We start from the raw sequence: 25,941 nt of genomic DNA on the forward strand, positions 1-25,941 counted from the left end.
AGCTAACCAATGCAAACTAACCCCGGAAGCGCCATCCAGTCACTGAGACACCGGATCGATTCACCGGGAAGCGGTTTAGATTTCAGCTTCCGACAGGAGTCTTCTTAAGGATGGCTGATGACGCGCGTTGCTGAGGTCGCTCCGGCGCGGGCCTTGCGGCCGGCCAACTTCCGGTTGTACTTCGCGGCGCGGACGACCTCCTTGCTGGGGGACGCGATGATCCCGGTCGCGCTGTCGGTCGGTGTCCTGGCCGCGGGGTACGGCGCGACGGGCGTGGGCTACGCGCTGGGGGCCTGGCTGGCGGCCGTCGCGCTGTGCAGGTTGTTCGGCGGCGTGCTGGCCGACCGGTTCACCGCCCGGCGGATGATGGTGCTGGCCGACTTCGCGCGGTTCGCGCTGCAGGCGATGACCGCGGTCGCCTTCGCCGTCGGTACGCCGTCGTTGGTGCTGATCGTGGTGCTGCAGTTCCTGAGCGGTGCGGCGACCGCGATGTTCCAGCCGGGTGTGGCGAGCCTGGTGCCGCAGGTCGCGAACGACGTCCAGAAGGCCAACGGGACACTGCGGATCGCCGAGTCGATGGCGGGGGTGCTCGGGCCGGCGCTGGCCGGAGTACTGGTGAGTGTGTCGGGACCGGCCGTGGTGTTCGCGATCTACGCGGCGACGTACGCGATCAGCGGCTTGTGCCTGCTCGGGCTGAAGCTGGAGACGGCCAAAGGCACGGGCGGCACGTCGTTCGTCACCGAGCTGGTCGAGGGCTGGCAGGCGTTCCGGGCGCGCACCTGGCTCTGGTCGGTGATCGCGATCTTCGGCCTGTACGGCTGCTTCGTGGTCGGCACCTCGTTGCCGATCGGTGCCGAGCTGGTGATCAGCCACCTCGACTCGACCGCGCTCGGACTCGGGCTGGCCGCGTTCGGCGCCGGTGGAGCGATCGGCGGCACGATCGCGATCCGCTTCCGCCCGCGCCGTCCCCTGGCGGTCGGCTCGATCGGCTGGGCGCTGTTCGCGATCTACCCGTTGGTCCCGGCGCTGCACCCGAACCTGACGGTCCTGATGATCGGCTGGTCGATCGCGGGCGCGGGCATCGCGTTCTGGTCGGTGCTCTGGTCGACGACCGTACAGACCCAGGTCCCGCCGGAGCTGCTCAACCGCGTCTACGCGTACGACGTCGCCGGGTCGCTCGTCACGATGGCCCTCGGGCGGACCGTCGCGGGGCCGCTGGCGGGAGTCACGGGCGAGGTGCCGTTGATGGTGTTCGCGACGGCACTCGGGCTGTTCTGCGCGGCGCTGCTGATCGTCGTACCGGCTACTCGGCGGCTGGAGGTGCCGCGACCTCGTCACCCACGTTGATCACACCGGGTCGCGCCAAGTGTGGGCAAGAACTCGGTCCAGCAGTGATTCTCTGTAACGATCGAAAGGCAAACTCGATATGAACAGCAGGGGGCGGGATATCAGGCGTGTTCCGGCTGGGGGGCCAGCAGATTTACCGGCATGCCACGACCCCGTGAAGTGATACCGGGGAGGGACATCTGTGGGCTTTTCTGAAAGTGTGGCAATCGTTGACACCAGCCCGCTGGGGCAAGGCGACATCATCCGTCGAACGTCACGGACCGACGACATCTGGGACCAGGTAGCGGTGATCGTCACCGCCGACTGCGACATCGCGCGCGACAAGCACGCCGGCCGCCTGAGTTGCGTACCACTCATACCGGTTAGCAGCTATCTGGCGATAAGCTTCCTTCCGAAGCGGATAAGTCGCATCGAGATTGCGATCTACGAAAAGCTTCTAGCCATTATGCGCCAGAATCAGATCGCGTTGCTCGGACCGGACGCCGTGGCGATCAGCCCAAAACGGGCGAAGCACTGGCTTCTCAGCACCGAGCCGCTTGCGATCTGCCGGCGGCTTGCAATTCCGGACGAACAGGTCGAAAGCTTCGTCGCCTTGGCTGATCAGGCCAAACGACTGACTGCCTCGGCCGATCAGTCCTTCGATGATCAAGTGGCACGCATCTGCGAGTCGGAGCACGCCTTGGGCCGCGGAGAGTCCGCGAAGCTGCGGACTCGACTCTCGAACGACATCGCCGCACATCTGCGAGACCTCCCCGGCGACGCTCTCTTTCTCCGCCATCAGACCAGCGACGGATCTGATACCGGGTACATCGCCTATCTGAGGATCATCAGAGAGATCCGTGACGAGCGCGTCGCCATCAAGGCATCCCAAATGTCCTACGAGATTACGCACGAACGGTGGGCCCGACTGTCGCCACCGTACATCTACGCCCTTACACAGCGGCTCGGCAACGTGTTCAGCGCCATCGGTCTCCCCGAGGAGTACGAGGCATCTCGCGACGAGTGCGGCTCTCTTCTGATCGGTAACACTGACGCGAGTTAGGCACGGGCATGACAATCGTATTCACAATGAACTCTCTCAGGACCTTCCAGATCTGCGGCCTGCAGATCTCAGAAGCGGGAACTCAGATCCTCGACAATCACCCCGAGATCGTGACCACCAAGATCTCCGGGGTGACCTACTTGATTCACCACCAGGACACTCTGGAATCTCGTCGCGTCGTGTTCGCCGGCGATCTCCCTGAGACCTTCCATGCTGCTGGGGTTTCACCGACTCATGAGCAGCAGGTGCTCGAGAGGGTCATCGCATTCGTGGAGCGCAGTCAGCACACCCCCCTCCTTCTCCCCAGCCAATGGAGCCAGTACAAACACAACGACTTCATTGCATTCTTTGCCTGTCGCCGCGATTTGATCATCGACGCGCCACGCTGGATCGCTCAGGTACCGACAGGACTCGACCCTGATGTGTACATGTGGTTGCTCACAAGCAGCTCCAAGAAGGTCACTCTCGAGGACTTCGCTCCCGTTCCTGGACTACAGATGTCGGTGGAACAGAACTGGGCTACGGCCGTGGACATGATGAAGACAGCTCGAGCCAGCGCAAAACCCACCGTGCAGGACGTTGCCGAGATGGATCTGACAAGTTCCGCATTCTCCGACGTCGTTCAGGATCTGTCATACAGCGGGTGGATGACGAGAATCACTGGACAGCAGCACACCTTCATCCATCAGCCTCCCAATCACTCCATCCGTCTCAGGGGCCCCGCCGGCAGCGGAAAGACGCTGACTCTCGTCCTGAAGGCAATTCGGGAAGTTGTCGAGGCTCGGGAGCGAGGGGAGTCAATCCAGGTTCTCTTCGTAACACACAGTTGGGCGTTGGCCGCAGAGGTCGACGACAACATCAGAAGACTGAGCGAGTGGGGCCCCTTGGATGAAATCACCGTGCTGCCGTTGCTCGCTGTGGCCGAGGACCTACTACCGGCCGAGCGGTGGGACAGCGGCCTGACGCTCATCGGCGAGGACAGCTACAGCGGAAAGATGGCGCAGCTCGATGAGATCGAGGAGATCATCGACAACTTCAAACGGGGCGACTGGATAACCTTCAGCGACGATGTCGGACCAGGATTACGTGAGAGGCTCCTGTCGAGCGACGAGGCCGATCTTCGCGCCTTCGCATGGGACTGCCTAATCGAGTTCGGATGCGTCCTGGGCGCGGACGGAATCTTCCCAGGCATGAATTCTGAGGCGCGTTATCTAAAGCTGTCGCGAGATCCCTGGATGATACCTCTGGAGAACGACATAGATCGGAAGCTCATCTACCACCTGTACGAAACATACATCACTCAGCTCTTGGAGTCAGGCCGCCTGACCTCGGACCAACTCGTCAACGACTTCCTCAATTACCTAGAGACATTCATGTGGAACGTCCGCCGGGGAAAGCAAGGGTACGACTTGATCTTTGTCGATGAGTTTCACCTGTTCAACGTCCAGGAACGGCAGCTGCTGCGTTACCTGGCCCGTTCGGCGTCCGCCTACCCGCGGATTCTTATGGCCTTGGATCCACGCCAGTCTCCTTGGGAGGTGTATACCGAGTTCAACGGAGCCACTCCAAGCTCTACACCGTCAAAGTCCGACGACGAGTTCGGAACCGTTTCTTCTGTGGACCTCCCGACCGTGCATCGCTTCTCTCCCGAGATCCTCGATCTCGTGAAACACCTGCATTGGGAATTCCCCAACCTCGACCTCGGCAGCAACTGGGATGTCGACTTTACCCACGTCAACTCGTCAGCCGAGCACGGCGCTCTCCCGAAACTCATCCGGAGCGGTTCGCAGCAGGCGGAGATAGTCGAGATCTACCAAGCTCTCAGAGCACTGCGGAACGGTGACTCGAATCGCTGGCAGGTAGCTCTTGCCATCGTTCACCCAGACCAGTTCCTGGCCTACAAAAATGTCGCGGACGGATTGCAGTCTGCCACGAAAAAGGTCACGATCATCGAGAGTAGGGAAGACATCGAGGTACTGCAGTACCGTCGCCGCGGCTTGGTCATCGGCCCAGCGGAGTATCTCGCCGGTCTCCAGTTCGATGCGGTGTTCGTTGCCGGTCTGCCGGAGATCGGCAACGGTCAGGCAAACCAAAGTTATCGTCGCCGGCAGTTCTTGTCGTTGCTCTACCTTGCCGTGACGCGCGCTTCGCGCGACGTTCACATCTTTGTCAATGACGATCACGGCGGAGTACCCGAGGTTCTGGCGAAGGCCAAAGACCAGGAACTGCTCGACTATATCGAGGGGTCTCAGGTCTGAATGTTCTGGACCGCGAACGTCTTGACGTAGCGGTGGCACGGGACGGGGATCGTGCCGCCGTCGACGGCGGCCTGGTAGTCGAAGGGGCCGTCGTCGGTCCAGCCGGAGCGTTCGTAGAAGCGGCGGGCGCGACTGTTGCCGGTGGCAACTGCCAACCAGGCGGCGGGGTGGCCTGCCTGAGCTACTTGCCGCTCGCCCTCGGTCAGCAACAGTCCGGCGATGCCGGAGCCGCGGTGGTTGGAAGAGACATAGACCTGCTCGACCTCGTCACCGGAGACGATCACAAACCCGGCGACTACTTGGTCAACGGTGGCAACCGTGGTTTCTGAAGTTCTCTCTGCCGCTCTGGTCCAGAAGGTGTCCTTCGTGCGGACAGCCGTCAGTTCCTCCGGGACGTTGCCGTCGTGGCCGTCGTGCCAGCCGGTGTGCCAGATCGCGGCCACGGCGTCGGCGTCGGCAGGGATGGCGGGGCGCACTCGCATGCGCCCCACCGTGCCACTTACTGCGGGTCGTACGCCAGGTTCGGCCGGAGCCAGCGCTCCATCTCGTCCAGCTCCAGGCCGCGGCGCTTGGCGTAGTCCTCGACCTGGTCGCGGCCGAGCCGGCCGATGCTGAAGTACCGCGCGGACTCGCTGGCGAAGATCAGCCCGGAGACCGCGGCCGCCGGCGTCATCGCGTACGACTCGGTCAGGCCGAGGCCCAGCCGGTCGGCCTCGATCAGCTCGAACAGTTCCTTCTTCTCACTGTGGTCCGGGCTCGCCGGGTACCCCAGCGCCGGCCGGATCCCGCGGAACCGCTCGGCGTGCAGGTCCGACAGCACCGGCTCGACGTCCGGCTCGAACCAGGCCTTGCGGGCCTCCAGGTGGATCCACTCGGCGAACGCCTCGGCCAGCCGGTCGGCCAGCGCCTTGACCATGATCGCCCGGTAGTCGTCGTTGTTCGCCTCGTACGTCGCCGCCAGCTCCTCGGCACCGTGGATCGCGACGCCGAAGCCGCCGAGGTGGTCACCGGCGGGCGCGATGTAGTCGGCCAGGCAGCGGTTGTGCCGGCCGGCCGGCTTCTCGGTCTGCTGGCGCAGCATCGGGAACGAGATGCCGCGGTCGTCCAGCACGATGTCGTCGCCCTCGCGGTGCGCGGGCCAGAACCCGTACGCGCCCTTCGCGGTGAACGACCGGTCCGCGATGATCTGGTCGAGCATCGTGTTCGCGTCGTCGAACAGCTCGCGCGCGACCTCGTTCTCCAGGATCGCCGGGTACTTGCCCTTCAGCTCCCAGGCCAGGAACAGGAACTGCCAGTCGATCATCTCCCGCAGGGTTTCCAGGCTCGGCGTCTCGACCCGCAGCCCGGTGAACGAGGGCACCGGCAGTTCGCCGTACTCGACCGGTTCGGCGTTGGCGCGGGCCTGCTCGACGGTCAGCAACGGTGCGCGCTGCTTGTTCGCGTGCTGCTCGCGCAGCCGGTCCTGGTCCTCACGGTTGCTGATGGCAAGGGCCGCGGAACGGTCCGTGTCGAGCAGGTCGGAGACCACCCCGACCACCCGCGACGCGTCCAGCACGTGCACGGTCGTCTGGTCGTACGCCGGTGCGATCCGGACGGCGGTGTGCTGCTTGGACGTCGTCGCGCCACCGACCAGCAGCGGCAGCTTCAGCCCGCGGCGCTGCATCTCCTCGGCGACCGAGACCATCTCGTCCAGCGACGGCGTGATCAGCCCGGACAGGCCGACCGCGTCGGCGCCCTCGGCGATCGCGGTGTCGAGGATCTTGGCGGCCGGCACCATCACGCCGAGGTCGATCACCTCGTAGTTGTTGCAGCCGAGCACCACGCCGACGATGTTCTTGCCGATGTCGTGCACGTCGCCCTTGACCGTGGCCAGCACGACCTTGCCCTGGTCGCGGACGTCCTCGGCCCGGCCCTCCTGGCGGGCCAGCTCCTTCTCGGCCTCCATGTACGGCTCGAGGTAGGCGACCGAGCGCTTCATCACCCGGGCGCTCTTCACCACCTGCGGCAGGAACATCTTGCCGGCCCCGAACAGGTCGCCGACGATCTTCATCCCGTCCATCAGCGGGCCCTCGATCACCTGCAGCGGCCGCGGGTACTGCACCCGGGCCTCCTCGGTGTCGTCCTCGATGAAGTCGACGATGCCGTGCACGAGCGCGTGCGACAGCCGCTCCTGGACGGTGCCCTCGCGCCAGGTCAGGTCGACCTCGCGCTTGGTGCCCTTGCCCTTCACACCCTCGGCGAAGCTGACCAGGCGGTCGGTGGCGTCGTCGCGGCGGTTGAAGATGACGTCCTCGACCAGCTCCAGCAGGTCCTTCGGGATGTCCTCGTAGACCGCCAACTGGCCGGCGTTCACGATGCCCATGTCCAGGCCGACCTTGCCCGCGTGGTACAGGAACGACGAGTGCATCGCCTCGCGCACGATGTCGTTGCCGCGGAACGAGAACGACAGGTTCGAGATCCCGCCGCTGATGTGGACGCCCGGACAGCGTTCCTTGATCAGCGGCAGCGCGTCGATGAAGTTCAGCGCGTAGCCGTTGTGCTCGGACATGCCGGTCGCGACGGCCAGCACGTTCGGGTCGAAGATGATGTCCTCGGCGGGGAAGCCGATCCCGGTCAGCAGGTCGTACGCCCGGCCGCAGATCGCGACCTTGCGCTCGACGGTGTCGGCCTGGCCCTGCTCGTCGAAGGCCATCACCACCGCGCCGGCGCCGAAGTCCATGATCCGGCGGGCCCGGTCGAGGAACTCCTCCTCGCCCTCCTTCAGGCTGATCGAGTTGACCACGCCCTTGCCCTGCACGCACTTCAGGCCGGCCTCGAGCACGGTCCACTTCGAGCTGTCGATCATGATCGGGATCCGGGCCACCTCGGGCTCGGTCGCGATCAGGTTCAGGAACGTGGTCATCGCCTGCTCGCTGTCGAGCAGGTCGGCGTCCATGTTCACGTCCAGCAGGTTCGCGCCACCGCGGACCTGCTCCAGCGCCACGTCGACCGCGGCCTGGTGGTTGTCGGACTCGATCAGCCGGCGGAACTTCGCCGAGCCGGTCACGTTGGTCCGCTCGCCGATCATCACGAAGCCGGTGTCGGCGCTGATCTTGAACGGCTCCAGGCCGCTGAACCGGGTCCGCGTCTCGGCCGGCGCCAGCGGGCGCGGCGGCTGGCCCTTGACCGCCTCGGCGATCTTGGCGATGTGCGCGGGCGTCGTACCGCAGCAGCCGCCGACGATGTTGACCAGGCCGGAGCCGGCGAACTCGCCGATCATCCCGGCGGTCTCCTCCGGCGTCTCGTCGTACCCGCCGAAGGCGTTCGGCAGGCCGGCGTTCGGGTGCGAGGCGACGTAGGTGTCGGCGAACCGGGCCAGGTCGGCGACGTGCGGGCGCATCTCGTGCGCGCCGAGCGAGCAGTTGACACCGACGACCAGCGGCTTGGCGTGCTCGATCGAGCTCCAGAACGCCTCGACGGTCTGGCCGGACAGCGTCCGCCCGCTCAGGTCGACGATCGTCACCGAGATCCACAGCGGCAGCTCGGGGGCGACCTCGCGGGCGGCCGCGATCGCGGCCTTGCAGTTCAGGGTGTCGAAGATCGTCTCGATCAGCAGCAGGTCGACGCCGCCGTCGCGCAGCGCGGCGATCTGTTCGGCGTACGCGTCCTTGACCTGCTCGAACGTCACGGCCCGGTACGACGGGTCCTCGACCCGCGGCGACAGCGAGAGCGTGACGTTCAGCGGGCCGATCGAGCCGGCCACGAACTTGCCGCCCGCCTCGTCGGCGGCCTGGCGGGCCAGCCGGGCGCCTTCCAGGTTCATGTCGCGGACCAGGGACTCCAGGCCGTAGTCGGCCTGGCCGATGCTGGTCGCGGTGAAGGTGTTGGTGGTGGTGATGTCGGCGCCGGCGTTCAGGTACTGCCGGTGCACGTCGAGGATGACGTCGGGCCGCATGATGTTCAGCAGGTCCGGGTCACCGGTCACGTCGTGGGTGTGGTCGGCGAACCGGTCGCCCTTGTAGTCCTCGGGGGTCAGCTTCGCGCCCTGCAGCATCGTGCCCCACGCGCCGTCCAGCACGGCGATGCGCTGGTCGAGCAGGTCTCGCAACGAGCTTGTGGTCACCCTTTGCCTCCAGAAGATTCCCGGAGGCGCCCTTGCAGTAGTGATCAGGACGAGCGTGGCGGGCCTCCGGCCCGTTGCAGCGCCTCTCGGCCCAAGCAACGATCGTACTGGCCGACCGCGCTCAAATCAGCACCAAATGTCCAGTTAATGAGACTGGTGTCCATTCTGGTCGATCAGGTGCTGCAGCGCGGGCCCGTAGAGGTCGGCGACCAGCTCCGGATCGGCGGTCGCGGCCGGCCCGGTCTTCTGCAGGGCGAGCATCGCGCCGAGCCCGAGCAGGTGGGCGACGATCAGCTCGGCCCGCAGCTCGCTGTCGTCACCGTCGAGGCGATCGGCGAACGCCCGGACGACCTGCTCGCGGAACTGGTCGCGCATCCGGGCCCGCTCGTCACCGTCACCGGCCGCGAAGACGACCCGGACCAGGAGATCGCTGTCGTTCTGGCGACGCCAGCGGATCAGGGTCAGTACGGCGTGCCGCCCGAGCGACTCGTTCGGGGCCGCCACCAGCAGCTCACCCGCGTCACTGAAGTCGGCGACCACGTCGAACAGCTGGTCCTTGCCCCCGAAGTGCTTGACGATCAGCGACGCGCTCACCCCGGCGTCGGCAGCGATCCCCCGCAGCGTGACAGCGGCGTACGGCTGCCGGGCAAACGCCCGCCAGGCGGCCCGGAGGATGGCCTGGCGACCGGCGTCGGTCACGACGTACGACCTGCTTCGGCAAGTACCGGAACCGCAGTACGACGATGTGGGATCAGCAGCGTGAGACCCAGGGCGACGGCGGCTGCCGTGCCGGCGATCGCGAAGACGATTAGGTACGCGCCGAGCTTCGGGGCGATGTGGCCGGCGTTCGTGGCCACCACCGCGGTCAGCACCGTCGCCACGATCGCGCTGCAGACTGCCTGGCCGATCGTGCGCATCAACGTGTTGAGGCCGTTCGCCGCGGCCGTTTCGGTCACCGGCACAGCATGCATGATCAGAGCGGGCAACGCCGAATACGCGACCGCGGTCCCGGCCGACACCACGGTCGCTCCGGCAACGATCGCGAACAGGTTCTCGCTGGTGAACAGGCGTACGACGTACCCGAGAGCCATCAGCCCCGACGCGAAGGCGAGCGTGAAGCGCGGCCCGCGGGCGGCCGAGATCCGCGCCGACACCGGCGACAGCAGAACCATCGCGACCCCACCGGGCAGCAGGCACAAACCGCTGACCACGATCGACGCACCGAGCCCGTAGCCGGTCGAGACGGGCTCCTGGACGAGCTGCGCGGTGGACAACGAGTTGGCGTAGAAGGCGAAGCCGATCAGTAGCGCCGCCAGGTTGGTGAACAGGACCGCGGGACGCGCGGACACGCGGAGATCGACCAGCGGACTCTTCGTCCGAAGCTCGAACACCACCCACAGCGGAACGATCAGAGCCGCTCCGGCGAACGTCCCGACAGTGGCGGCCGACCCCCACCCCCACGCGCTGCCCTTCGACACCGCGAGCAGCAGGCAGACCAGGAACCCGCTCAACCCCAGAGCGCCCAGTACGTCGAACCGCCCGCTGGTCCGCAGCTTCGACTCGGGCACGATCAGCAGCACGACGGCGATGTCGAGCAGGCCGAGACCGGCGCAGATCCAGAACATCGTGTGCCAGTTGGCGTACTCGACCACCAGCGTCGCGGCCGGGATCCCGAACGCGGCGCCGACCCCGAGGGTCGAGCTCATGATCGCGATCGACGGGATCACCCGCTCGGCCGGCAGCTCGTCCCGCAGGATGCTGATGCCCAGCGGCACGACCGCCACCGCGGCGCCCTGGAACGCGCGCCCGGCCACCAGCACCGGCAACAGCGAACTCGTTGCACAAAGCAATGACCCGGCGACCATCGAGACCAGGGCGATCAGCAGCACCCGGCGCTTGCCGTACATGTCGCCGGCCCGCCCGAGCAGCGGCGTGAACACGGCACCGGTCAGCAACGCGACCGTCACCAGCCAACTGACATCAGCGGGCTTGCTGTGCGTCAGGCCGGGCAGCGCGGGCAGCAGCGGTACGACGATGGTCTGCATCACCGAGACGAGCACACCGCACGACGCGAGCGCGGACAGGATCAGGCGGGGATGGGCGGCGGGCCGGACGGTCACTCGGATTCCTCACTGGGGGCAGAGGTCCAGGGTAAACAATTGTTCACCCCGGCGCGAGCCGAATCCGTCTGGCGGCCGGTTGGCCCACCGAAGCACGCTCGAAATGGCCCGTGTCTCTGGGCCGACCGGAACTTAGTGTGATGAGGTGACCGAGACCCGACTGACCAGCCTGATGCACATCACTCCCCCGTCACTGCCGCCGGACGCGGAGGTGATGACGGCGACGATCGAGGTCCCGCCCGGTGGCCCGGGCACGCCGCCACACCGGCACAGCGGCCCGGTCTTCGGCTACCTGCTGGAGGGCGAGCTGCTCTTCGAGCTGGAGGGTGAGGACCCGCGGGTGATCACCGCCGGCGAAGCGTTCTGGGAGCCGGGCGGCGACGTCATCCACTACCAGGCGGCCAACCACCTCGCGGACCGGTGGACGCGGTTCGTGGTGGTGATGGTCGGCGTACCGGGCGAGCCGATGCTGACGCTGGTGAGCGAGGAAGAGCTCGAGGCACGGCGGGACCGGCGGGGCGCGCGGTGACCGAGGTTGAGGTGTCGGCGGTTCGAGGGGGCGGCGGGTTGAACTCGAGGCCCGGCGGGATCGGCGGGGCGCGGTGAGCGAGCAGGAACTCGCGGCGCGGCGGGGCGCGCGGTGAGCCGGATCTTCCTGGCCGGTGCGACCGGCGTCGTCGGGCGGTTGCTGCTCCCGCGGCTGGTCGCGGGCGGGCACGAGGTGACCGCGCTGACTCGTCGTACGGCGGACGCTGTGTCGTTGCGGACCCAGGGCGTGGACGCCGTCGTCGGAAACGTGTTCGACGCGGACGGACTGCGTACGGCGGTCGCCGCGGCTGCGCCCGAGGTCGTGATGCATCAGCTCACCGACCTGAGCGGGCTGGACTTCGCGGCGAACGCGCGGATCCGGAAGGCCGGGACGCGGAACCTCGTCGACGCGGCGCTGGCCGCGGGAGCTCGGCGGATGGTGGTGCAGAGCATCGCGTGGGTCTACGAACCTGGCGACTCGCCCGCTTCGGAAGCGACACCGCTCGATCGGGCCGCGGAGTCGGAGACCCGGCGAGGCACGGTCGACGCGGTGAGGACGATGGAGGAGCTCGCGGCGAAGCTCCCCGAGTGGGTGGTGCTTCGGTACGGCACCTTGTACGGCCCCGGGACTTGGTACTCACCTGGTGGGTTGATGACCGAGAAGCTGGTCGCCAACGCCGATATCAGCAGCTTCCTGCACGTAGAGGACGCCGCCGACGCCGCAGTCGAGGCATTGGAGTGGCCGACCGGCGTGGTCAACGTCGTCGACGACGTACCGGCTCCTGCCAGCGAATGGGCGCCCGCGTTCGCGCGAGCGGTCGGCGCTCCGGTGCCCGAGGTGGTCGACGGCAACCGGACCGGCTGGGCCCGTGGGGCCGACAACTCCCTTGCCCGCAAGGACTTGGGGTGGACTCCGGCGTACCCCTCGTGGCGTGAAGGGTTCGCGCAGACAGCAGCCGGGCCCGGGGGCGCCTGAGGGGGAGGGAGGCGCCGAGCCGGGCCCGGTTTGTTCGGTCCGCTGTGTGGGGAGGCGTCAGCGGACCGGTCCTGTGGTCAGTTCGATATCGGCGGTGTGCTTCTGACCGGTCTGGTCGGTCCAGGTGACGGAAACCTTGTCGCCCGGCTGGTGCTGGTTGAGCACCGTGGCCAACGCCTCGGGCGAGTCGACCGTCGTACCGCCGAGCGCGGTGATCACGTCGCCGGCCGACAGGCCCGCCTCGGACGCCTTGCCGTCGGCAACCACGTCGTTGACGACCGCGCCCTGGGCGCCGTTGGTCAGGACGGTGACGCCGAGCATCGGGGAGTCGCCGATGTGGACGTCCGCCGAGGACTGACCGGCCTCGATCTGGTCGGCGATCGCCATCGCCTGGTTGATCGGGATCGCGAAGCCCTGGGTCTGGCCGGCGCCGTTGCCCTGGTCGCCCGGGCCATCGCCCTGGCCTTGGCCCGGCTGCTCCTGGCCCTGGCCCGGCTGCTCCTGACCCTGCTGACCATCGCCTTGCTGGCCGTCGCCGAAGCCGCCGTCGCCGAACCCGTTGCCGTTGCCGAAGGCGGGGTTGCCAGGATCGAACGCCGTCTGGCCGGGGCTCTGCTGGTTGCCGCCCGAGCCGGCGGTGTCGACGCCGATCACCTCACCGGCCGAGTTCGCCAGCGGGCCGCCGGAGTCACCGGCCTGGATGTTCGCGTCGGTCGCGATCAGGCCGGTCAGGTTCTCCGGGTCCTGCCCGGACTCGTCGGTCGCGGTGATCGCCTGGTTCAGCGCGGTCACCTCGCCGGGCGCGTAGCTCGGCGTACCGCCCTTGCCACCGGCGTTGCCGATGCCGACCACGTCGTCCCCGACCTTCACCGTCGAGGAGTCGCCGATCTTGGCCGTCTCCAGCCCGGAAGCGTCCTTGAGCTTCAGTACGGCGATGTCGTGGTTGTCGTCGTACCCGACAACGCTGGCCTGGTAGGTCTTCCCATTACCGACGTTCACCACGCTGATCTGCGTCGCGCCCTCGATCACGTGGTGGTTGGTGAGCACCTCACCGTCCGGCGTCAGCACGATCCCGGTGCCGGCGGCGCGCCCTCCCTCGTACCCGAGCACGGTGTTGATGTTCACCAGTCCGGGCGACACCTTCGCGGCGACGTCGGACGGGCTGAGCACCTGGGCCAACTGCGAGGAGTTCGTCGCGTGCTGGTCGATGCCCCACGCCACCGACCCGGCCACGAGCGCGGCGGCCAGACCGAACGCGCCGATCAGCGCCGGCACCCGGCGGCGCCGCTTCGGCGGCTGCGGCTGGTACGGCGGCTGCCACGGCCCCGGCTGCGGGTACCCGTACGACACGTAGCCGTGCGGCGGATACCCCGGCTGCTGCTGATTCTGTTGCCCCTGCTGGTCCATCGTCCCTGCGCCTCCTCAGGCTGTTCCTTCCTGAGATCGAGTAGACCTCGCGCACCTGAGAACCCCATCGGACCAACAGAGGAATCACCTGAGAATCCGGTGTGCCGCAGAACACACGCCTAAGGCAACTACTTCCACAGTCGCACGACCGCCGACTGAGCCCGACCACCACCACAACCCCTGCCGTCACACCGCCCCACCCAAGCCCGAGCACGTCCCCACCCCACCCGCGAGTTCGCACTTGAACACCCCTCAGCCGCCGTTTCGCCACGAATCCGGCTGAACCGTGCCCAAAGTCGCCTCGACCACCCCGCGCAACCACTCACCACCGCGCTCACTGCCGCCGCCCAGGACGACTGCAGCCGAATTTCGCCACTGGCGCGGTACACCGCGTCAGTCATCGAACTACGCGGCAGTCGTGAAGCAACGCGTCAGTCAACGCACCACGGGACGACGGACCCGACCTCCGCCAGGTAGTGCTCGACGTACGCCGTGAACACCGCGTCGAAGAGCCCGTCCTTGTTCCCGAAGTAGGCGTAGATCATCGCCGTAACTGGCAGAGGCGGCGCTCGAGGCCGGGGATCGGGTGGTGACGACGGCTCGCACGCCGGAGCAGCTCGAGGACTTGGTGACCAGGTACGGCGATCGCGTGCGGGCGGTGGCGCTCGACGTGACCGACGCGGCGGCGGCGCGGGACGCTGTTCAGGTGGCGTTGACCGCGTTCGGCGGGCTCGACGTGGTGGCGAACAACGCCGGGTACGCGAACAGCGTGGCGACGAGGCCGAGCAGTGGGCCCACGTCAGCACGTCGACCGACTACTGAACCAGGAAGTCTTCCAGCAAGGCGTTCACCTCGGTCGGGTTCTCCAGCGCGGCGAGATGCGCAGTCCTCTCCAGTACGGCGAAAGCAGCGCCCGGGATCGCGTCGGCCATCGCCTGCGTCTCCGCGACCGGGAACGTCGCGTCCTCGCGTCCGGCCACGACCAGCACCGGGGCCTTGATCGACGCGAACAGCTGCCGCTGGTCGGGCCGGCGCGGGACCACACTCGTGACCGCGTGCCGCACCGACTCGACGTCCGCCCGCGACGCCATATCGTTGACATAGGCAACGACCGACGGCCGGTCCCGCTTGCTGGTCGGCCCGAGGAACGCATCCCGCACCGGCCCCACCAACGGCCCACGCATCCCACCCAGCAGTCGCGCGGCAACGACCAGCGCCGGATACTCGATCCTCTGCCGCAGCCCTGCCGGCGAAGCCGTCGCGTTCATCAGCACCGCGCGATCGATCCGGTCAGGATGCAGCGCGGCGAAGGTCCCACCGATCATCCCGCCCCACGAGTTGCCGACCAGGTGCGCCCGGTCGATGCCGAGGGCATCGAGAATCTGTACGACGACCCGCGCGCACTCCACGAACTCGAACGGCCGGGTCAGCGGGCTGCTCCCACCGTGCCCCGGCGGGTCCACCAGGACGACGCGGAACCGGTCCGCGAAGTACGCCGCCTGCGCGTCCCACAGCGTCCCGTCCATCAGCAGACTCGGCCAGCACACCATCGCCGGCCCGTCGCCCCCGACCCGAAGCCGGATCCGCCCGAGCACCGTCTCGGCGTACTGGTCTTCCATGAGCGGGACCTTAAGCCCCGGCGAGCCGCGCCGCTACTGTGCGGGCATGCTCGGCGACTTCGGGTGGCGAGACGACCTCGAAAGCGAACCCCAACAGGCCCATGTAGAGCACGAGCTCGTCCAAGGAGTTCGAGCCGGTCCGCACCAGGCAGGTCGACTCGTCGACGGCCTCCACCGCGGCCACCGTCGACGACAGGCGGTCGCCGACCGCAAAAGCGGAAGCGTGGACGCGGAAGACCGCCTGGTACTTGTAACCACCAGAGGCGATGCCCTCGAAAACCTCCGAAGGCAGCGCACGCGGCGTGAACCGCGGGCCGACCGGAATCCTCAACACCATCCGGTCGAGCCGATACGTCCGCCAGTCCTCCCGATCCAGGTCCCACGCCGTCAGGTACCAGCGCCGCCCGGTGTGGACGAGCCGATGCGGCTCCGTCGTTCGCACACTCGCCGTACCGTCGTGGGAGGAGTAGTCGAACCGCAGCCGCTGATGGTCCCGGCAGACCGCTGCGACGGCCAGCAACACCTCCGGGTCGACCACAGCCCCCTGAGCAGCCGGTACGGCGACCGACTGCAGCAGGCGAACCCGATGTCGCAGCCGCGACGGCAGCACCTGCTCCAGCTTGGTCAGCGCGCGCACCGACGACTCCTCCAGCCCGGCCACTCCCCCGGCCGCCGAGCCGCGCAGCCCGATCGCGACGGCGACGGCCTCCTCGTCGTCCAGCAGCAACGGCGGCAGCGACGCCCCGGCGCCCAGTCGGTAGCCCGCAACACCCGGCACAGCCTCGACCGGGTAGCCGAGGTTGCGCAGCTTGTCGACGTCCCGCCGGACCGTCCGCACCCCAACGCCCAGCTCTTCGGCCAGCGTCGTGCCCGACCAGTCGCGCGGAGTCTGCAGCAGGGAGAGCAGCTTGAGCAGCCGCGCCGAGGTTTCCAACATGTCCGCAACTCTGCCACCAAGCTAGGACTGAAGCTGTCCTAACCAGATGAAACAGTCGAAGACATGACCACGATCACTCCGTTCCGCATCGACATCCCGCAGACCACGCTCGACGACCTGCAGCGCCGGCTCACCGACGCTCGGCTCCCGGCCAAGCTGCCGGGCGACGGCTGGGACACCGGCGTCCCGGTCAGCTGGCTGAGCGACCTGGTCGACTACTGGCGCACCGAGTACGACTGGCGCAAGGTCGAGCAGCAGCTCAACCAGTTCCCGCAGTACACGACCGAGATCGACGGGCAGCAGATCCACTTCCTGCACGTCCGGTCGGCCGAGGCGGACGCGTTGCCGCTGCTGCTCACGCACGGCTGGCCTGGTTCGTTCATCGAGTTCGTCGACCTGATCGGGCCGCTGACGGACCCGGTCGCGCACGGCGGCGAGGCGAGCGACGCCTTCCACGTGGTGATCCCGTCGCTGCCCGGCTTCGGGTTCTCGACGCCGGTCGCGAGCGAGGGATGGACGACCGAGCGGATCGGCCGGGCCTGGGCCGAGCTGATGAGCCGGCTCGGCTACGAGCGGTACGGCGTCCAGGGCGGCGACATCGGCGGCTCGGTGTCGCCGGAGGTCGCGCGGGCCGACAGAGAACGTGTCGTCGGCGTGCACGTGAACGGCGGGCCCGCGATTCCGCCGTACCCGCTGCCCGACGAGGAACTCGCGACGCTGACGCCGCTGGAGCAGGACCGGGTCGCGCGGGTCGGCGCGTTCATGCAGGAGGAGTTCGGCTACATCGCGATCCAGTCGACCCGGCCGCAGGCACTGGCGTACGGGCTGGTCGACTCACCGGTCGGGCAGCTGGCCTGGATCATGGACAAGTTCCGCGAGTGGACTCACCCGCGGGCGACGCTGCCGGACGAGATCATCGGCCGCGACACCCTGCTCACGAACGTGATGATCTACTGGCTGACCGGCTCGGCCGGCAGTTCGGCGTACGTCGGGTACGCGCAGGGCGGCGCCTGGGGCGCCAAGCTGGGCAACTCCGGCGTCCCGACCGCGGCGATCGTCTTCGCCCACGACGTCGGCATCCGCCGGTACGCCGAGGAGGAGAACACCATCGTGCGCTGGACCGACGTCGACCAGGGCGGCCACTTCGCCGCCCTGGAGGAGCCGGAGCTCCTGCTCGCCGACGTCCGGGCGTTCTTCAGGACCGTTCGAGGATGACGACCGGGATCTCGCGGTCGGTCTTGGTCGTGTAGGTGTCGTAGTCCGGCCAGACCTCGACCATCTGCGGCCAGATCTTCGCCCGCTCGTCCGGGTTCGCGACCCGGGCGCGCGCGGCGAACCGGTCGCCCTTGATCTGCGCCTTCACGTCCGGGTTCGCCTCCAGGTTGTGGAACCAGCCCGGGTGCACGGGCGCGCCGCCCTTGGACGCCACGATCGCGTAGCCCTCGTCGACCTGGCGGTAGATCAGCGCGTTCTTGCGCTCCTCGCCGGACTTGGCGCCGATCGTGGTCAGGACCAGGATCGTCGCGCCGTGGTCGCCCCAGTCGTAGCCGGTCGCACCGTCGGTGTCCTCGTACGCCTTCACGTGATCGGCGCCGTACAGCTGCTCAGCCATGCCATCTCCTTGCTTACGCGGGTATAACGCGCACAACCATATGCCTCCAGTGAAGATTCCCGCGCTCAGCGGCGCGGCGGCACCGGCACCCGCATCAGGTCCGCGGCGATCACGACCTCGCCGTCGAACTCCGCCCGCGCCTCCTCCTCGAACAGCTTCATGTCCGTGTAGCGCTGCGAGAAGTGCGTCAGCACCAACGTCCGTACGCCGCACTCCCGCGCGACGCGAGCAGCCTGACGCGCCGTGAGATGTCCGAAGTTACGAGCCAGCGTCGCCTCCGAGGACAGGTACGTCGACTCGATCACCAGCAGGTCCGCGCCGTCGGCCAGCCGGAACACGCCCTCGCACAACCGCGTGTCCATCACGAACGCGAACCGCTGCCCGCGTCGCGGCTCGCTGACCTGCTCGACGGTCACCGTCCGGCCGTCCACCACCAGCGACCCGGCCGCCTGCAGCCGTCCGACCGCGGGCCCACTCACGCCGTACGCCGCCAACTGGTCCGGCAGCATCCGCCGGCCGTCGGGCTCGATCAGCTGGTACCCGAAGGCCTCGACCGGGTGCTCGAGCCGTCGTACCCAGAGCTGTCCGAACGAGCCGACGGACAGCAGCCCTTCCTCGTCGATCGGCTCCTCGCGCAGCTCGGCCCGCTCGAAGAACGACGCGGCGTACCGCAGGCGGGTGAAGTACTCCTGCCCGGACGCCGGGTAGTGCGCGTGCACGGGATGCGGCACGCCGTCGAGCGACAGCCGCTGCACCACCCCCGGTACGCCGAGGCAGTGGTCACCGTGGAAGTGCGTGACGCACAGCCGCGTGATCGCGCCGGCCGCGACCCCGGCGTACAGCATCTGCCGCTGGGTACCCTCGCCCGGGTCGAACAGGAACCCCTCGGAGTCCCAGCGCAGGAAGTAGCCGTTCTGGTTCCGCTGCCGGGAGGCCACCTGGCTCCCGGTGCCCAGCACAACTAGTTCGCGCACGCCCTCACAGTAGTGCGAACGCCTTCAGGAAGATCTCGACGTGCTGGGTCTGCCAGATCAACGGCGGCCGAACCTTGAGCACCTGACCACCAGGACCGGTCGTGCCGACCAGTACGCCGAGGTCGCGCAGCCGCTCGGCCAGGTCGGCCGCGGTGACCCCGGCCTCGTCGGGGATCTCGACACCGACCATCAACCCCTGACCTCGCACCCGAACGGCCGGGTGGATCGAGGGCGCCAGCTCGGCCAGCCCCGCGGCGAGCTGCGCACCGACCTCGCCCGAGCGCGCGACCAGGTCCGACTCCTCGATCACGTCGAGCACCGTGTTGGCCGCGACGCAGGAGACCGGGTTGCCGCCGAAGGTGCTGAAGAACTCGTCGACATCGGCGAACTGCGCGGCGATCTCGCGCCGGGTGATCAGCGCGGCCACCGGGTGCCCGTTGCCCATCGGCTTGCCCAGCGTGACGAAGTCCGGCGTCAGCCCGTAGTCCTCGAACCGCCACAGGTGCCGACCGCCGCGACCGAACCCGGCCTGCACCTCGTCGGCCAGGAACAGCCCGCCGGCCGCGCGGACCTCGTCCTGCAGCCCGCGCATGAACTCGCCGGTCGGCGTCAGGATGCCCGCGCTGCTGAACACCGAGTCGACGGCGAGCAGCGCGACGTCATGTCCCCGCATTTCCGAACGTCCGGCGCGAACCCGTTGCCTGGCGTCCTCCTCGGTCGGCTGGCGACCGTCGGCGTCGGTGCGCGGCGCCTCGAACGTCCCGACGTGCGCCGGGCGCGCGGACGACGGATAGGTGTTGGTCGAGAACGCCGTCGTCGCCTCGCTCACCCCGTGGTAGGCGAGATCCGCGGCCATCGCGCCGGACCTCCCGGTGACGATTCGCGCCATCCGCCAGGCCAGGTCGTTCGCCTCGCTGCCGGAGTTCATGAAGACGCAGGTGTCCAGACCGTCCGACATCGACGCGGTCAGCCGCTCGGCCAGCTCGATCGCGTGCGGGTGCAGGTATCGCGAGTGCACGTTCAGTACGGCGGACTGCCGCGCGATCGCCTGCACCACCGCCGGGTGCGCGTGCCCGACCACCGGAACGTTGTTGTAGGCATCGAGATACCGCTTGCCGTCGGCCCCTTCGATCCAGGCGCCTTCAGCCCGGACCACCTGCAACGGCCGCCGGTAGAACAACGGCGACAACGTCCTCCCCCCGAACACCAAGTCCCGGCGCCCGAGCAGGCCCGCATCCCCCGTCACAGCAACCCGCGACGTGCCACAGATCCGGTGGAACCGATCCGCCAATTCCCGAGGATCCAAGTCAGCCCACGAATCCAGCACATTCCAACTACCGGCGACGAGGCTGGTCAGGTACTCCTCGTTCCCCGGATACAGCGGCGCCCGCCAGGCCGAGATCAACGTGCTCGCCGCACACCGCGCAAGCACCAGCTCCCCGATCAGCTCCACCTCCTCCGGCTCCAGCGGCAGCACTCGCTGGTACGCGTCCAGGAACTCCCGCGCGGCCGGCCACAGGTCGTCGGACTCACGCAGCAACGAGGCCAGGCTGATCGCCAGGTCCGCGACCCGCGCGGTGTGGTGCATGTCGCCGAAGTCGATCACCCCGTCGATGCCGTCGGCCCCGAGCAGCACGTTGCTCAACGTCACGTCACCGTGCAGGACGAAGCCGGGCAGCCTACCTGTTGCCGCAGGCAAGGACTCGAAGCGGTCCAGCAACTTCTGCATCGGAGCGCGCCGGCGTTCCTCGGGCAGGCGCTCGGCGTACGGGCGCAGCGACGAAACGATGCGCGGATCCCAGTCCAGCCGGCGATGCGCGGCCGGGTCCCCGAAGCCCTGCAGGGCCTTGACCAGCCGGGCGCAGATCGTGCCGAACGACGCCGCGAACCAGCTCGGCAGCCGCACCAGGTCACCGACCTGACCGGGCATCACCGTCATCAGCCGCGTCAGGTGCCGGCGGCCGTCCTCGGCCTCGGCCAGGACCACCGAGCTGCCGTCGAGCGCCGTGAGCAACCGCGGGATCGGCAGACCGGGATCGGTCATCTCGACGTGCCGCATCGCCGCGCTCTCCATCGCGATCTGCGCCGGGTCGTCGCCGGTGTTGGAGATCTTCAGCACCAGCTCGCGGCCGTCGCCGGCCACGGCGAGGAAGTTGCGGTCGCGCTCGCTGCGCAGCATCCGCAGCTCGGCCGTGATCCCGTACGCCGACCGCAGCAGCTCGGTCGCCGCGGCGAGGCCGACCTCGGGCGGGTCCTCGATCATGCTCGGCGTCTGACCGGCCGCTGGCTCCACGCTCACTCCTCCACGCCTTCGAACACCAACGGCGTCCGGGCCCGTGCTGTCTCGAAGTCTCCGCCGGCGGTCCGCCGGAGCAACTGATCGTGTCCCGGCTGGACGAAGTCCGCCAGAGCGGCGACCCGCGCGATCGACGCGTTCGCCTGGTCCCGATCGGTCGGCTGCCCGGACGCCCGACCGGACCGCAGCACGTTCAGCGTCGGGACGGCGTCGCCGGTCAGCACGACGGTCCCGTCGTCGGTCGCCACGGTGAGACCGATCGATCCGGGCGTGTGTCCCGGCACCTCGATCACTCGTACGCCGGGCAGCACTTCCTCACCCTCGGCGGTCTCGGTGATCGTCAGCCCGGCCAGCACCGAGCTCGTCCAGCTCGGTGTGTGCGGCCCGGCCGGGTGCGCCAGGAACGTCAGCTCCGCGGGATGCACCAGCACCCGGCTCTGGTGGAACAGGTCGACGTTCTGGATGTGGTCCCAGTGACCGTGCGACAGCACGACGGTGTCGATGTCGGCGGGCTCGAGGTCGCGTTCGGCCAGCACCCGGCGCAGGGCCCGGCGCCGGCCGACGTGCCCGAAGTCGAACACCAGGCGCCGCCCCTCGCTCTCGACCAGCACGATCGAGCAGAACGCCGGACTGCCCTGATCGGTCGACAACGAGTAGCCGTTCAGCAGGGACGTGACGGTAGGCATCAGGCCAGGGCCGACACGAGCGTGCTCGCCGAGATGTTGCCGCCGCAGGACACGACCGCGACGCGCTTGCCCTCCAGCTCGGTACGCCGCGCCCGCGCGGCCGCGAACGCCATCGCGGCCGAGCCTTCGATCAGCTGGTGCTCGGTGTCGATCACCATCCGCAGCGCGGCGGCGATCGCGTCCTCGCTGACCAGCACCCAGTCGTCGACCAGCTGCCGGCACAGCGGGAACGTGATGCTGCCCGGTTCGACGCTGCCCGCCGTACCGTCGGACAGGCTCTCCTGCGGCTCGACCTGCACGATCTCGCCGGCCGCCATCGAGGCCGCCATCGGCGCCTCGCGCACCGGCGACGCACCGATCACCTGGAGGCCCGGCCGGTGCTTCTTCAGCACCGACGCGATCCCGCTGACCAGTCCCCCGCCGCCGACCGCGACGACCACCGCGTCCAGCTGCTGACCGGCCAGCTGCTCGAGGATCTCCACCCCGACCGTGCCCTGCCCGGCGATCGTGTCCGGGTCGTTGTACGGCGAGACGTAGACGAGATCGTGCTCAGCGGCGTACGCCCGGGCCTTCGGCTCCAGTACGCCGGAGTCGAAGCCCTCGGCCCGCAGCTCCAGCCCGAACCGGCGCAGCGCGGCGACCTTGCCCGCGGCCGCGTTCTCCGGCAGGTAGACGATGCCGCGGCCGCCCAGCGTCGCCAGCGCGTTGCCGACGCCGAGCCCGTGGTTACCGGTCGACGCCGTCACCACACCGCGCTCGCGCTGCTCGTCGGTGAGGGTGAGGATCTTCGCCATCGACCCTCGCGCCTTGAACGACCCGGTGCGCTGCTGGTGCTCGCACTTGACCAGCACCTCCGCGCCGAGCTCCTCGCTGAACGCCTCGTAGCGCACCAGTGGCGTGACCGGCAGGTGCTCGCGCACCTTCGGCGCGACCCGCTCGGACCGGGCCGCGATCTCGGCCGGTGTCGGTGCTTCGGTCATTCGGATTCCCCTGTCTGGAAGGTGGTCAGCGGCCGGCGAGTACGGCGGTCGGCGTCGGGACGTCCGGCCGGTCCTCGGGCCCCGGGCCGTCGTACAGGTTCCAGGGCACCGGCTGGTAGCTGTTGCTGCACGGTAGGCCCGGTGTCAGCTGGTAGCTGCCGGTGGTCAGGTCGACCAGGCTGGACACGATCGTCTCGTTGCGGTCGAGCTCGTGCCGACGCGGATCGGAGTGCTCGCAGACGGCGTTCGGGTGACCGAAGTGGTCGCTCATCGTCGACTGGACGATCCGCGCGACCGCTTCCTCGCTGGTGCCGTCGATGCGGAGCTGCGCCAGCCCCTCCTCGACCCGCGGCAACCGGTACAGCGAGTCGATCGAGAACGGCTTGTAGCTGTCGTTGATCTGCTCGGGGACGAACGACTGGAAATGGTTGCCGTGCACCAGCAGTCCGTCGGTCGGGTACAACCAGCCGTTGCGGCCCGGCGTCGTCTCGATGTCGATCGCGAAGCCGTCCCGGTGCGTGAGCAGCAGGTTGCTGGACAGGCTCTGCTGCGCGTCGAAGATCACCTGCAGCGCGTCGTGGAAGTCCCAGCACTCCAGCACCGTACGACGGACGACCGTGCCCGGGATGCCCGCGCCCGGGCCGAACCCGGCGCCGAGCCCGTTGGCGTTGAGGGCGATCCCGGCCGAGTTCGCGCCGTGGCGGGCGACCTGGCCGGCCTCGACGTGACCGATGATCGTGGGCTTGCCGGGCTGCGTGATCCGCAGAACGACGACCGTGTCGGCGACGCCGGAGTACAGATCCCAGTTCTGGCCGGCGTACACGTGACCGAGCGGGTTGGCGGCCGGCAGCAGCGCGAACGACGTACAGCCGTCGTCGGTCTCGGTCCCGAACACGTCGCCGCGCAGCAGCTCGCCGCGCACGTTCAGCGTGAGGATCTCCTCGAGGCTGCGGTTCGCGCCGAGCGCGATCCCGCGCATCTCCTCCAGCAGGTCGGGCGCGAAGCCCTCGATCAGCGGCAGCCACTGCCTCGACCGGGCCACGACCTCCGCCCAGGGCAGGCCGGTCTTGCGCGCCACCGACGCGGAGTAGAAGGCGAGCGAGCGCTCGATCGGCGCGCGGGCGGCCTCGCCGTACTGCGTGCCCCGTTCCCGCGGGCCGGCCGCGGTGAGGTCGATGGTCAGCAACTGCGTCACGCGATTGACTCCATTCGTTACAGAATCTGGGATCACCGTAGTATCTATTACAGCACCTGGCAATGGCCTACCGACTGGCCACGGCTCCGCGGTCGCCGTCGGACAGGTGCGCGACGGTCACGCCGGTCTCGGTCAGCGTCCGGGTCACCGCGCGGCCGCCGTACACCCAGTAGATGGTCAGCTCGTCCTCGCCGACGTTGATGAAGTGGTGCGGTACGCCGGCCGGCACCCAGGTCGCGTCGCCGGCCTTCAGCTCGACCCGTTCACCGCCGATCACCGCGACCGCGCTACCGCGCAGGATCAGCACCGACTCCTCCACGTTGTGGGAGTGCAACGGGATCTGCGTGCCGGCCTTGAAGGTGGTCGTGCCGGTGGTGACGCCGTTGTGGGTGCTGTTCCAGCTTCCGACGTACGGCGTGGTGACGACTCCGTTGCCGCGGTCGAAGAGGTCTGTTTCGTCCGGCCTGATCACGAGGCACTCCGACTCCGGCGTGGTCGCGGGGCCGACCCAGACGGTCTTGGTGTTCATGAACTCGCGCATCCCGTGCGGGCCGAGCTCCCGGCCGTACCCGGAGCGCTTGATCCCGCCGAACGGCAACCGGGGGTCCGAGGCAACCATCCCGTTGACGAACACCGCACCCGCGTCGAGCTGCCGGCTGCACTGCTCGGCCTTGGCCGGATCGCTGGTCCACAGTGCGGCGCCGAGGCCGAACTCGGTCCGGTTCGCGAGCCGGATCGCCTCGTCGGCGGTCGCCGCGCGTGTGATCGCCGCGAGCGGACCGAACGTCTCCTCGTCGAACGCGGCCATCCCCGGTACGACGTGGTCGAGCACTGTCGGCTGGTAGTAATAGCCCTCGCGGTCGACCGGTTCGCCGCCGCGCAGCAGCTTGGCTCCGGCCTCGACCGACCGGCGGGTCTGCTCGTGCAGGGTGACGCGCAGGTCCGCGCGCGCCAGTGGGCCGATGGTGGTGGTGGCGTCGAGTGGATCGCCGACGACCAGGCGATCGGTCGCCGCGCAGAACGCGGCGACGAACTCGTCCGCGACCGGCTCCTCGACGATGAACCGCTTCGCGTTGACGCAACTCTGCCCGACGTTGGTGAACCGCGCCTTGACCGCGGTCTCGGCCGCAGCCTGCACATCGGCGTCCGCCAGGACGACGAACGGGTCGGAGCCGCCCAGCTCGAGCACCTGCTTCTTCAGCGCGGCGCCGGCCTGGGACGCGATGATCGTGCCGACCTCGGTCGACCCGGTGAAGGTGACGGCGGCGATTCGGTCGTCGGCGATCAACTCGGCGACCTTCGGCGTCTCGATCAGGAGGACCTGGACCAGGCCTTCCGGCGTACCGGCGGCGTGGATCACGGCGGCGATCGCGAGCGCGGACCGCGGGACGGAGTTGGCGTGCTTGAGCACGATTCCGTTGCCTGCAGCAAGGGCCGGGGCGGCGAACCGGAAGAACTGCCAGAACGGGTAGTTCCACGGCATCACCGCGAGCACGACGCCGAGCGGGTCGTAGACGATCCGGCTCTGGCTGGCGTTGCTGCGGACCGGCTCGTCGGCCAGGAAGCCGATCGCGTTCGTTGCGTAGTACTCGCAGGTGATCGCGCACTTCTCGATCTCGGCGCGCGCCTCGGTCAGCGGCTTGCCCATCTCCTGGGAGATCAGCAGGGCGAGGTCGTCGGCCTTGTCCCGCAGGGTCGTCGCGATGCGGCGGAGCAAGGCGGTGCGCTCGCTCGGCGCGGTCCCGCGGTATCTCTGCTGTGCTTCGACGGCCGCGGTCAGGCGCTCGTCGACCGACTGCTCGGAGTCGGGCTCGAACGTGGCCAACTGCTCGCCGGTGGCCGGGTTGACGGAACGGATCATC

The 25,941-nt window shown here is 68.5% G+C and carries 20 protein-coding genes, 1 pseudogene and 1 riboswitch; of the genes and pseudogenes, 7 read left to right on the plus strand and 14 right to left on the minus strand.

The annotated features are described in order from the left end of the window. Positions 1-117 precede the first annotated feature (117 nt). The 3 genes from HDA39_RS22520 (at position 118) to HDA39_RS22530 (ending at position 4,647) form a co-directional block, all read left to right on the plus strand. The gene (locus HDA39_RS22520; RefSeq protein ID WP_184798098.1) at positions 118-1,347 is read left to right on the plus strand and encodes an MFS transporter; all 1,230 of its coding nucleotides are present in this window, start codon (positions 118-120) and stop codon (positions 1,345-1,347) included. 199 nt (positions 1,348-1,546) lie between these two features. Beyond that, positions 1,547-2,389: a hypothetical protein gene (locus tag HDA39_RS22525; RefSeq protein WP_184798100.1), complete on the plus strand. Its 843-nt coding sequence runs from the start codon at positions 1,547-1,549 to the stop codon at positions 2,387-2,389. A 26-nt stretch (positions 2,390-2,415) separates the two neighbouring features. Next, entirely contained in the window at positions 2,416-4,647 is a 2,232-nt protein-coding gene (locus tag HDA39_RS22530) for a UvrD-helicase domain-containing protein (protein ID WP_184798101.1), read from the plus strand. On the opposite strand, the gene HDA39_RS22535 is transcribed toward HDA39_RS22530, so the two are convergent. The 4 genes from HDA39_RS22535 to HDA39_RS22550 all read right to left on the minus strand — a co-directional run bounded on the left by HDA39_RS22535 (position 4,638) and on the right by HDA39_RS22550 (position 10,869). After that, on the minus strand, positions 4,638-5,129 hold the full coding sequence (locus HDA39_RS22535) for a GNAT family N-acetyltransferase (RefSeq protein WP_184798103.1): 492 nt from the start codon (positions 5,127-5,129) through the stop codon (positions 4,638-4,640). The genes HDA39_RS22530 and HDA39_RS22535 overlap by 10 nt on opposite strands. A gap of 17 nt (positions 5,130-5,146) precedes the next feature. Further along, complete coding sequence (gene metH / locus HDA39_RS22540; RefSeq protein WP_184798105.1) at positions 5,147-8,749, minus strand: methionine synthase; 3,603 nt, start codon at positions 8,747-8,749, stop codon at positions 5,147-5,149. A gap of 17 nt (positions 8,750-8,766) precedes the next feature. Beyond that, positions 8,767-8,843: riboswitch (S-adenosyl-L-homocysteine riboswitch) on the minus strand. Positions 8,844-8,893: 50 nt separating this feature from the next. Next, entirely contained in the window at positions 8,894-9,448 is a 555-nt protein-coding gene (locus HDA39_RS22545; RefSeq protein ID WP_184798107.1) for a TetR/AcrR family transcriptional regulator, read from the minus strand. Continuing rightward, positions 9,445-10,869, minus strand: coding sequence for an MFS transporter (locus tag HDA39_RS22550; RefSeq protein WP_202893096.1), 1,425 nt, complete (start codon positions 10,867-10,869; stop codon positions 9,445-9,447). The genes HDA39_RS22545 and HDA39_RS22550 overlap by 4 nt, the downstream gene beginning before the upstream one ends. Before the next feature lie 145 nt (positions 10,870-11,014). Here HDA39_RS22550 and HDA39_RS22555 point away from each other — a divergent pair, with 145 nt between their 5' ends. Both HDA39_RS22555 and HDA39_RS22560 read left to right on the plus strand, forming a co-directional pair. Beyond that, positions 11,015-11,398 (plus strand): cupin domain-containing protein, encoded by a 384-nt coding sequence (locus HDA39_RS22555; RefSeq protein ID WP_337925850.1) that lies wholly within the window; start codon positions 11,015-11,017, stop codon positions 11,396-11,398. Positions 11,399-11,509: 111 nt separating this feature from the next. Next, the gene (locus HDA39_RS22560) at positions 11,510-12,373 is read left to right on the plus strand and encodes an NAD(P)H-binding protein (protein WP_184798110.1); all 864 of its coding nucleotides are present in this window, start codon (positions 11,510-11,512) and stop codon (positions 12,371-12,373) included. Positions 12,374-12,430: 57 nt separating this feature from the next. Here the strand turns inward: HDA39_RS22560 and HDA39_RS22565 are convergent, their stop codons facing one another. Then, a complete protein-coding gene (locus HDA39_RS22565; protein ID WP_184798112.1) occupies positions 12,431-13,780 on the minus strand; it encodes a S1C family serine protease in 1,350 nt (449 codons plus the stop codon). 589 nt (positions 13,781-14,369) lie between these two features. Between HDA39_RS22565 and HDA39_RS42475 the strand changes: the two are divergent. Continuing rightward, a pseudogene (locus HDA39_RS42475) lies at positions 14,370-14,492 on the plus strand (hypothetical protein); the annotation flags it as partial. Between the two features lie 103 nt (positions 14,493-14,595). On the opposite strand, the gene HDA39_RS22580 reads toward HDA39_RS42475, so the two are convergent. After that, positions 14,596-15,399 carry an alpha/beta fold hydrolase gene (locus HDA39_RS22580; protein WP_184798116.1) on the minus strand — a complete coding sequence of 268 codons (804 nt, stop codon included), beginning with the start codon at positions 15,397-15,399 and terminating at the stop codon, positions 14,596-14,598. Positions 15,400-15,409: 10 nt separating this feature from the next. Further along, entirely contained in the window at positions 15,410-16,336 is a 927-nt protein-coding gene (locus HDA39_RS22585; protein WP_184798118.1) for a helix-turn-helix transcriptional regulator, read from the minus strand. A 63-nt stretch (positions 16,337-16,399) separates the two neighbouring features. On the opposite strand from HDA39_RS22585, the gene HDA39_RS22590 reads away from it, so the two are divergent. Continuing rightward, entirely contained in the window at positions 16,400-17,551 is a 1,152-nt protein-coding gene (locus HDA39_RS22590) for an epoxide hydrolase family protein (RefSeq protein WP_184798120.1), read from the plus strand. Here the strand turns inward: HDA39_RS22590 and HDA39_RS22595 are convergent. The 7 genes from HDA39_RS22595 to HDA39_RS22625 all read right to left on the minus strand — a co-directional run bounded on the left by HDA39_RS22595 (position 17,532) and on the right by HDA39_RS22625 (position 25,940). Then, entirely contained in the window at positions 17,532-17,948 is a 417-nt protein-coding gene (locus tag HDA39_RS22595; protein WP_184798122.1) for a nitroreductase family deazaflavin-dependent oxidoreductase, read from the minus strand. The two genes, HDA39_RS22590 and HDA39_RS22595, sit on opposite strands and share 20 nt — an antisense overlap. A gap of 65 nt (positions 17,949-18,013) precedes the next feature. Continuing rightward, entirely contained in the window at positions 18,014-18,922 is a 909-nt protein-coding gene (locus HDA39_RS22600; protein WP_184798124.1) for a ribonuclease Z, read from the minus strand. 4 nt (positions 18,923-18,926) lie between these two features. Beyond that, positions 18,927-21,215, minus strand: a complete 2,289-nt coding sequence (locus tag HDA39_RS22605) for an aminotransferase class III-fold pyridoxal phosphate-dependent enzyme (protein ID WP_184798126.1) — start codon at positions 21,213-21,215, stop codon at positions 18,927-18,929. 2 nt (positions 21,216-21,217) lie between these two features. Continuing rightward, the gene (locus HDA39_RS22610; RefSeq protein WP_184798128.1) at positions 21,218-21,904 is read right to left on the minus strand and encodes an MBL fold metallo-hydrolase; all 687 of its coding nucleotides are present in this window, start codon (positions 21,902-21,904) and stop codon (positions 21,218-21,220) included. Then, positions 21,904-22,884: a threonine/serine dehydratase gene (locus tag HDA39_RS22615; protein ID WP_184798130.1), complete on the minus strand. Its 981-nt coding sequence runs from the start codon at positions 22,882-22,884 to the stop codon at positions 21,904-21,906. Before HDA39_RS22615 ends, HDA39_RS22610 begins: the two co-directional genes overlap by 1 nt. A gap of 25 nt (positions 22,885-22,909) precedes the next feature. Further along, entirely contained in the window at positions 22,910-24,079 is a 1,170-nt protein-coding gene (locus tag HDA39_RS22620) for a C45 family autoproteolytic acyltransferase/hydrolase (RefSeq protein WP_184798133.1), read from the minus strand. Positions 24,080-24,146: 67 nt separating this feature from the next. Further along, the gene (locus HDA39_RS22625; RefSeq protein WP_184798135.1) at positions 24,147-25,940 is read right to left on the minus strand and encodes an aldehyde dehydrogenase family protein; all 1,794 of its coding nucleotides are present in this window, start codon (positions 25,938-25,940) and stop codon (positions 24,147-24,149) included. Between the last annotated feature and the right edge of the window lies 1 nt (position 25,941).

Source organism: Kribbella italica, assembly GCF_014205135.1.
Lineage (GTDB): Bacteria > Actinomycetota > Actinomycetes > Propionibacteriales > Kribbellaceae > Kribbella > Kribbella italica.

Coding starts and splice junctions, on each gene's coding strand:
- HDA39_RS22615 (WP_184798130.1), bottom strand. CDS start 22,884: ATGACCGAAGCACCGACACCGGCCGAGATCGCGGCCCGGTCCGAGCGG.
- HDA39_RS22610 (WP_184798128.1), bottom strand. CDS start 21,904: ATGCCTACCGTCACGTCCCTGCTGAACGGCTACTCGTTGTCGACCGAT.
- HDA39_RS22565 (WP_184798112.1), bottom strand. CDS start 13,780: ATGGACCAGCAGGGGCAACAGAATCAGCAGCAGCCGGGGTATCCGCCG.
- HDA39_RS22520 (WP_184798098.1), top strand. CDS start 118: ATGACGCGCGTTGCTGAGGTCGCTCCGGCGCGGGCCTTGCGGCCGGCC.
- HDA39_RS22590 (WP_184798120.1), top strand. CDS start 16,400: ATGACCACGATCACTCCGTTCCGCATCGACATCCCGCAGACCACGCTC.
- HDA39_RS22535 (WP_184798103.1), bottom strand. CDS start 5,129: ATGCGAGTGCGCCCCGCCATCCCTGCCGACGCCGACGCCGTGGCCGCG.
- HDA39_RS22530 (WP_184798101.1), top strand. CDS start 2,416: ATGAACTCTCTCAGGACCTTCCAGATCTGCGGCCTGCAGATCTCAGAA.
- HDA39_RS22595 (WP_184798122.1), bottom strand. CDS start 17,948: ATGGCTGAGCAGCTGTACGGCGCCGATCACGTGAAGGCGTACGAGGAC.
- HDA39_RS22585 (WP_184798118.1), bottom strand. CDS start 16,336: ATGTTGGAAACCTCGGCGCGGCTGCTCAAGCTGCTCTCCCTGCTGCAG.
- HDA39_RS22625 (WP_184798135.1), bottom strand. CDS start 25,940: ATGATCCGTTCCGTCAACCCGGCCACCGGCGAGCAGTTGGCCACGTTC.
- HDA39_RS22580 (WP_184798116.1), bottom strand. CDS start 15,399: ATGGAAGACCAGTACGCCGAGACGGTGCTCGGGCGGATCCGGCTTCGG.